The organism is Sinorhizobium terangae, assembly GCF_009601505.1.
GTDB classification, from domain to species: Bacteria; Pseudomonadota; Alphaproteobacteria; order Rhizobiales; family Rhizobiaceae; genus Sinorhizobium; species Sinorhizobium terangae.
The window spans coordinates 203,035-209,991 of the sequence record NZ_WITC01000085.1; the positions used below are offsets into that span (position 1 = coordinate 203,035).

Below are 6,957 nucleotides of genomic sequence, written 5' to 3' on the forward strand. Positions count from 1 at the left end.
GACCTCATCAGGGGAAGATATGAGGGCGCTTATTTTGAAACTTCCGGCAAGAAGTTCCTGGAGGCATTTACAGATTAAAGCCGCGATCTTGCTCGTTGCGGACACGCACTTCGCTGCGAAGCGCATGGATTGTGGCGACGGACATCGCGAAAAACATTGTCATCGAAAACAGAGCAAGTCCCATGGCCGTAATCCTTTCAGTTCCTAAAACGGCATGTCTCCAAAAAGGTTCCGTTCATTCTTGCCTCACGGTACAACTTCTGGTGTGAAACCATCTTGAACACTCCATTCATCTAGCATTCATTCTTTCTTGCCTGCTGTTTCCGAGGGAACAGGCGAAAGCGCGGGCCGCGCTGCCCTTGCGGTCAGCCGCCTTCCGTGACAAAAGGCTTCACCAAACGGAAACAGGTGCGATGACCACGGCTTTCTACCCCGGCTCCTTCGATCCGATGACGAACGGGCATCTTGATGTGCTTGTGCAGGCACTGAACGTCGCGGCAAAGGTCATCGTGGCGATCGGCATTCATCCCGGAAAGGCGCCGCTCTTTTCCTTCGAAGAGCGCGCCGATCTCATCCGCCGCTCGCTGAACGAATCTCTGCCTGAAAGGGCAGGTGATATCGCCGTTGTTTCCTTCGATAATCTGGTGGTCGACGCGGCGCGCCGTCACGGCGCGACCCTGCTGGTGCGCGGCCTGCGCGACGGCACGGACCTCGATTACGAGATGCAGATGGCCGGCATGAACCGGCAGATGGCTCCGGACATCCAGACACTGTTTTTACCGGCGGGCACCGCATCGCGGCCCATTACGGCCACATTGGTCCGCCAGATCGCGGCGATGGGCGGCGACGTAAGCGCCTTCGTGCCCCGTGCGGTCCATCAGGCGCTGCAGGCGAAGCGTAAGGCCTGAGCGCGGACAGCTCACACCACTCAGGGAGAAACCATGAAAATCCTCCAATTCGCTTTCGCAGGGGCCCTGGCGCTCGCCACCCTGACAGGGTCGGCCTTCGCGCAGTCGAGCGACAATGTGATCACGATCGAGCTGAAGGACGGCCCGGTCGTTGTCGAGCTGCGCCCGGACATCGCGCCGAAGCACGTTCAGCAGATCAAGGAGCTCGCTGCTGCAGGCGAATACGACAACGTTGCCTTTCATCGCGTGATCAAGGGCTTCATGGCACAGACGGGCGACGTGCAATATGGAGATATGAAGGACGGCTATCAGGCCGAACTCGCTGGAACGGGTGGCTCCTCCAAACCCGACCTGCCGGCGGAATTCTCCGACGTGCCCTTCGAGCGTGGTACAGTAGGCATGGCGCGCTCGCAGGATCCGAACAGCGCCAACTCGCAGTTCTTTATCATGTTCGCGCCGGGTGACTTCCTCAACGGCCAGTATACGGTCGTCGGTAAGGTGGTCGAAGGCATGGAGAATGTCGACAAGATCAAGCTCGGGGATGACGCCAACAACGGCGCCGTCACCGATCCAGACCGTATGATCAGCGTCAAGGTCGGCAAGTAAGTCAAACAGAAGGAGAAGAACCATGGCCGAGATCAAGGATCCGGAAAACACGATCATCATGGAGACCACCAAGGGCAGGGTCGTGATCGAGCTTCTGCCGGACGTCGCTCCGGGTCATGTCGCTCGTATCAAGGAGCTGACTCGCGAGGGCGCCTATGATGGAGTCGTGTTCCATCGCGTGATCGAGGATTTCATGGCGCAGACCGGCGACGTGCAGTACGGAAAGACCGGCAGCGAACACTTCAATCCCGGCCGCGCGGGCATGGGCGGCTCCTCCAAGCCCGACCTCAAGGCCGAGTTCTCCGACAAGAGCCACGTGCGTGGCACGTGCTCGATGGCCCGCAGCCAGATGCCGAACTCGGCAAACTCGCAGTTCTTCATCTGCTTCACCGATGCTCCCTGGCTCAACAAGCAGTACTCGATCTGGGGCCAGGTAATCGAAGGCATGGAGAATGTCGACAAGATCAAGCGCGGCGAGCCGGTGCGTGACCCCGACACCATCGTGTCGATGCGGGTTGCCGCCGACGCCTGATTTGCGCTAATGCACGGACCCGCCCCGGTCGCGTCAAAAGACGCCGGGGCGGGTTTGCTTTTGTCTGATACCATCGATGCGCGTAGACCTGTTTGACTTCGACCTGCCGGAAACTTCCATTGCGCTGCGGCCCGCAAATCCGCGCGACAGCGCCCGCATGCTTGTCGTGCGGCCGGACGGCGAACCTGTCCTCGCCGACCACGGCGTTCTCGACCTGCCGTCGTTCCTGCGGCCCGGGGACGCACTCGTTTTCAACGACACCAAGGTGATACCGGCGCAGCTCGAAGGCCTTCGCAGGCGCAGCGATGAGATCGTCACGCAGGTCTCGCTGACGCTGCATATGCGGGTCGCACCTGACCGCTGGAAGGCTTTCGCGCGACCGGCGCGCCGGCTGAAACCTGGTGACCGCATCTCGTTCGGCCACGGCGGAAACAGCTGCCTGCTCGGCACGCTCGACGCCACTGTCGAAGAGAAGGCCGACGCTGGCGAGGTAACACTTCGCTTCGACCTTTCCGGACCGGCACTCGACGAGGCGATCATGGCCGTCGGCCATATCCCGCTGCCCCCCTATATCGCATCCAAACGTCCGGACGATGCGCGGGACCGAACTGACTATCAGACCGTCTATGCGCGGGAAGAGGGAGCCGTCGCGGCACCGACCGCCGGATTGCATTTCACCGAACGCCTTTTCACAAGGCTAGACGAGGTCGGCATTGAGCGCCACTTCGTAACCCTGCACGTCGGTGCGGGGACCTTTTTGCCGGTCAAGACGGATGACACCGACGATCACGTGATGCACGAGGAAATCGGCCACGTGAGCGCGGCGACAGCCAACAGCCTGAATGCGGTGCGGGCGAGGGGCGGACGCATCGTCTGCGTCGGCACGACGTCGCTTCGACTGATCGAAAGCGCGGCAACGAAGGAAGGCGAAATCCGGCCCTGGTCCGGCGCGACCGGCATCTTCATCACGCCGGGCTATCGCTTCCGTGCGGTCGATATGCTGATGACAAATTTCCATCTGCCGAAATCGACGCTTTTCATGCTTGTTTCGGCCTTCGCCGGGCTCGACACGATGCGTGCCGCCTATGCGCACGCGATCGCCGCCGGCTACCGCTTCTATTCCTATGGCGATTCAAGCCTGCTTTTCCGGAAAAACTAGATGACCGAGACGTTTCAATTCAAGCTGCTTGCAACCGACGGCAAGGCGCGCCGCGGCGAGGTTTCGATGCCGCGCGGCACGATCCGCACGCCTGCATTCATGCCTGTCGGAACCGTCGGCACGGTCAAGGCGATGTATCTTGACCAGGTGCGGGAACTCGGCGCCGACATCATCCTAGGCAACACCTATCATCTGATGCTGCGTCCCGGTGCCGAACGTGTTGCGCGGCTCGGCGGACTGCACAACTTCATCCGCTGGGAACGGCCGATCCTGACGGACAGCGGCGGCTTCCAGGTCATGTCGCTGTCCAGCCTGCGCAAGCTCAACGAGCAGGGCGTGACCTTCAAGAGCCATGTGGACGGCGCGCTCTATCACATGTCGCCGGAACGTTCGATCGAGATCCAGGGATTGCTCGACAGCGACATCCAGATGCAGCTCGACGAGTGCGTGGCGCTGCCTGCCGAACCCAACGAAATCGAACGGGCGATGGAAATGTCGCTGCGCTGGGCGGAACGCTGCAAGGTGGCCTTCGGCGACCAGCCGGGCAAGGCCATGTTCGGAATCGTCCAGGGCGGGGACCTTGCGAAACTGCGCGAGCGCTCGGCTCTTGCGCTCAGAGATCTTGATCTCAAGGGCTACGCCATCGGCGGGCTGGCCGTGGGCGAACCGCAGGACGTGATGCTCGACATGCTCGACGTCACATGCCCGGCACTGCCTGCCGAAAAGCCACGCTACCTGATGGGTGTCGGCACACCGGACGATATCCTGAAATCCGTCGCGCATGGCATCGACATGTTCGATTGCGTCATGCCGACCCGTTCCGGCCGCCATGGCCTGGCCTTCACCCGCTACGGCCGCATCAATCTTCGAAACGCGCGCCACGCCGAAGACATGCGGCCACTCGACGAGCAATCGTCGTGCCCGGCCACACGCGACTACTCGCGCGCCTACCTGCATCATCTGATCCGCTCGAATGAATCGCTCGGGGGCATGCTGCTCAGCTGGAACAACCTGGCCTATTATCAGGAGCTGATGGCGGGCATCCGCAAGGCGATCGAGGAGGGGCGTTACGCCGATTTCATGGCGGAGACCCAGGAAAGCTGGAAACGCGGTGACTTGCCGCCCGTCTGACCTCCTTTCAGCCTGTCAGAGTTGAGGGCCGGACGCGGTCTGCAGCATCATCACGCCATTGATCTTGTAGCTGCCATCCGGCTGATGAACGAGGTCATAGATCGCCGTCCAGTCCTTGCCGTCCGATCCCGAAATCAGGACCTCCTGGAACACCTCCTCGCCGACCACTTTCGAGCGACCGAAGGCGAAGTTGCCCGGGCGGTAGAGGTGCTGATAGCTGCGCTTGACCATGTCGAAAAAGGTGATCTTGTCCGGAAATTTTGTCCTGATAGCCGGCGAGGCGAAGGAATAGGCCGTCTCCGCATCGTCTTCCAGGAAAGCCTTGATCTGAGCGCGGATAATGGATTGTGCCGTATCGACAGGTTCATCGGCGAGGGCTGAGCCCGCTCCAATCGAAAGCGCCAGCCACAGTGCAACACAAACGATCCTGACCATGACTGGCCTCCATCCGTTACCCAACAAGGATAGGCTTGATGCCGGCGTCGGTAAGTGTCCCGTATCCACCAGATTACAACATTACTTGTCTCTAATATACAAATGTTCGTGTTATTTCAATGCAGTGTGTAATAAATCTAATGTAAGTCCGCAGGCATCATAACTTCGTGATGTCGTCATGGCGAACGAATATCGGGTGGGTTGCGCGGCGCAGATCAAACAGAGCCGATCAGCCTTCCACGTAAATTGTGGGATCGAGCTAAGACGTCGCGGCAGTGCGCTCCATCAGCTGATGAAGTCGTCGGCGATCGAGAAGGGTGAACTGCAAATAGCACTGCGACATCTAAAAGTCTCCAAGGGCAAGCCATTGTTTTCATTGGCATGTCGCACTTGGAAATAGAATGTACTCCTCCTACATCAATGTCACAGCTATTTAAAGATGAGACAAAGTAGTCAAATTAGAAACGCGACGTCATCCTACTCCTTATTACTTCGTTTGCAAGTTGCTATATTTACAAAGTACGCAGACGATAGCCGCCGGCCGGGTGGAGCTGGTCAGGGTTGCGCAGCCCGGTCGGCGGCGGATGGCTCCAGCGGCAAGATAAACTTTAGCTTTGACACCCCGATCACTCCGCCGCCTTCAGCTGCGCAAGGGCTTGCTGGCGCTTGGCGATGACCACCGGATCCTTGGTAAAATCCGTCCTCCGGCCAGGCTTGGTGCCGCGCTTTTGGTAGCCATTGCTTTGGCTGCCGTCGCGTATGCCGAACATGTGGTCCGTCTGGCCGGTGCGGCGCGGCCCGCCCTTGCTGCGCTGTTGCTCTCGTCCGGCCTGCATCTCGGCGACCACGGCCAGCATGTCATCAAGGCGCTTGTTCTCGACCACCTCGGAGCGGTGCACCGACCGTAAGGTGTCGAAGGCTCTGTAGGGCAGGGACGTCCCCTCATGGGTGATCTCGAGGCGGCCGTCGGGATAGTCGCAGACAATGAGCTTCTTGCCGGCGAGCGCCGTGGCGAGGTCGGTCGGATCGAGGATGAACATCACCTTGTCATAGCGCAGCGTCAGCGACTGCGACAGCTTGCGGACCTCCTTGCGGCACATGGCGCCATCGAGGTTCTCATGCGCGGCAAACGGCCGATGCATGTCCTTCGGATTGCGCGGCGCCTTGCCAAAGCGGCGATTGAAGTCGGCCATGAACTCCGGCGCATAGGCATTGGCCGCCGCGATCGAGTCGATGCCGCGCAGCCGCAGTTCCTTGACCAGCCGATCCTGCAGCGTCTGGTTGGCGCGCTCGACGCGCCCCTTGGCCTGCGGGGTATTGGCGCAGATGATGTCGATGTTGAGCTCATAAAGGGCCCGGCCGAACTGCGTCAGGCCACTGGTTCTGTCCTTCTTGGAAGCATGGGTGGTGCGGAAGATGCCATGCTTGTCGCTGTAGAAGGCGATCGGCTTGCCCCATTGCTGCAGATAGGCCTTCGTCGCGTGCAGATAGTCGAAGGTGTTCTCCGATCCGGCGAAGCGCAGATGCAAGAGCTTGCCGGTGGCATCGTCGATATAGACGAGCAGGGCGCATTTGGGTCCGCGGTTCTCGAACCACCAATGAAGCGAGCCGTCGATCTGAACGAGTTCGCCGAAACAATCGCGCCGGCCGCGCGGCTGGAAAACCCGCTTCTTGCGCTCGCGTCGCGACACCCAGATGCCGGCTTCCATCATCCACTGACGCAGCGTCTCCTTGCTGACGGCAATCCGGTGGCGTTCGAGCAGCTTCTCGGCGGCCAACGTCGGTCCAAAATCCAGGTAATGCTCACGCACCAGGTCGAGCACCAGGTTGCGGAAGTCCTCGCTGTAACGCCGGTTGCTCGGACGGCCGCGCTTCTTCGAGACGAGACCGTCGGCGCCGGCCTGGTCATAGGCCTGCAACAGCCGGTGGACCTGACTGCGGCTAAGACGAAGCAACGCGGCCGCCTCGACGACGGTCAGGCTGCGCCCGCGAATCCGCTGGATCAGTTCAAGACGATGCAATTCCTTCTGCGACATGGTGATCAAACAAGACATGACGACTCCGAACGCTCATGGTCTCAACCACGCTTCACCTCGCCAGTCTTCCTTCCAAACGTTGACGTTTGACCAGCATCCCAAGAGGCGACGACTGTCGCATCTCTAACTGGCTCATATGTCGCATCTCTA

At 60.1% G+C, this 6,957-nt stretch carries 7 protein-coding genes; 5 read left to right on the plus strand and 2 right to left on the minus strand.

All coding sequences use genetic code 11. From position 1 onward, the window contains the following. The first annotated feature begins 413 nt into the window (after nucleotides 1-413). The 5 genes from coaD (at nucleotide 414) to tgt (ending at nucleotide 4,336) form a co-directional block, all read left to right on the plus strand. On the plus strand, nucleotides 414-908 hold the full coding sequence (gene coaD, locus GHK62_RS20790) for a pantetheine-phosphate adenylyltransferase (RefSeq protein ID WP_153441003.1): 495 nt from the start codon (nucleotides 414-416) through the stop codon (nucleotides 906-908). A gap of 33 nt (nucleotides 909-941) precedes the next feature. Continuing rightward, a complete protein-coding gene (locus GHK62_RS20795; protein ID WP_153441004.1) occupies nucleotides 942-1,514 on the plus strand; it encodes a peptidylprolyl isomerase in 573 nt (190 codons plus the stop codon). A gap of 22 nt (nucleotides 1,515-1,536) precedes the next feature. After that, nucleotides 1,537-2,046, plus strand: coding sequence for a peptidylprolyl isomerase (locus tag GHK62_RS20800; protein WP_136505465.1), 510 nt, complete (start codon nucleotides 1,537-1,539; stop codon nucleotides 2,044-2,046). A 76-nt stretch (nucleotides 2,047-2,122) separates the two neighbouring features. Further along, nucleotides 2,123-3,205, plus strand: coding sequence for a tRNA preQ1(34) S-adenosylmethionine ribosyltransferase-isomerase QueA (gene queA, locus GHK62_RS20805; protein WP_153441005.1), 1,083 nt, complete (start codon nucleotides 2,123-2,125; stop codon nucleotides 3,203-3,205). Beyond that, nucleotides 3,206-4,336: a tRNA guanosine(34) transglycosylase Tgt gene (gene tgt, locus GHK62_RS20810; RefSeq protein WP_153441006.1), complete on the plus strand. Its 1,131-nt coding sequence runs from the start codon at nucleotides 3,206-3,208 to the stop codon at nucleotides 4,334-4,336. It begins immediately after the preceding gene. Nucleotides 4,337-4,351: 15 nt separating this feature from the next. Here the strand turns inward: tgt and GHK62_RS20815 are convergent, their stop codons facing one another. Together GHK62_RS20815 and GHK62_RS20820 are read right to left on the minus strand one after the other, a co-directional pair. After that, a complete protein-coding gene (locus tag GHK62_RS20815; RefSeq protein ID WP_153441007.1) occupies nucleotides 4,352-4,771 on the minus strand; it encodes a DUF4864 domain-containing protein in 420 nt (139 codons plus the stop codon). A gap of 626 nt (nucleotides 4,772-5,397) precedes the next feature. After that, complete coding sequence (locus GHK62_RS20820; protein ID WP_153437736.1) at nucleotides 5,398-6,825, minus strand: ISNCY family transposase; 1,428 nt, start codon at nucleotides 6,823-6,825, stop codon at nucleotides 5,398-5,400. Between the last annotated feature and the right edge of the window lie 132 nt (nucleotides 6,826-6,957).